This is a genomic window from Teredinibacter waterburyi (assembly GCF_001922985.1).
Taxonomy (GTDB): Bacteria; Pseudomonadota; Gammaproteobacteria; order Pseudomonadales; family Cellvibrionaceae; genus Teredinibacter; species Teredinibacter waterburyi.
In genome coordinates this window covers 1-580 of the sequence record NZ_MRUH01000135.1, presented here as the reverse complement: position 1 = coordinate 580, position 580 = coordinate 1, and the positions used below count along the sequence as shown (strand labels likewise).

1 protein-coding gene is annotated in these 580 nt (G+C 40.0%); it reads right to left on the bottom strand.

The annotated features are described in order from the left end of the window. Nucleotides 1-391 precede the first annotated feature (391 nt). The coding region (locus IDZ20_RS16230) for a hypothetical protein (protein WP_223144948.1) at nt 392-580 on the bottom strand (189 nt) is incomplete at its 5' end.

Sequence of the window (580 nt, the reverse complement as noted above, 5' to 3'; positions counted from 1 at the left end):
AACTGAATAAGACAATTAACAATAAATAGTATGTTCTCATTTCCTTCTGGCCTCTAACGCCGCTATGTGGGGCATTTATTGTGGAGTGGAGTTTTGGGGTAAAGTGGCGTAGCCACCCCAAAACGGAGCGTAGCAATAAATGTCCCTACGATAGCTTTGTTATGCGACTTTCTGTACACACAAAACAACCCGTTCCCCACGCACAACAAAGCCATAAATTCAGTAAAAATAGCTTTAATTTAGTAAAAATAGCTTTAATTTAGACTTAAAACCTAAAGCTGCTACCAACAACCATTGAGATTAACCCAGCTTTACATTTTAGCCAAGAACTCACAGAAAATGGAGCTACAACTAAAAATACAAGAAAAACCAAAAGCTATAAACGTGAACGCTAGAATACTGGTAGCGCTTTGACGCTGTTGTGCTGATTACTAAAGTAAACGGAGGATGCACGCAAACTCTTCGAGATCAGCTGATACTTTAACAGTAAACAACACCAATGAATTACAAGCCCTACCCTACTAGCCGTTAAGACGCATAACGCCAAGCTCACCTGCAATTTTTGCTGTGAGCGTTTGTG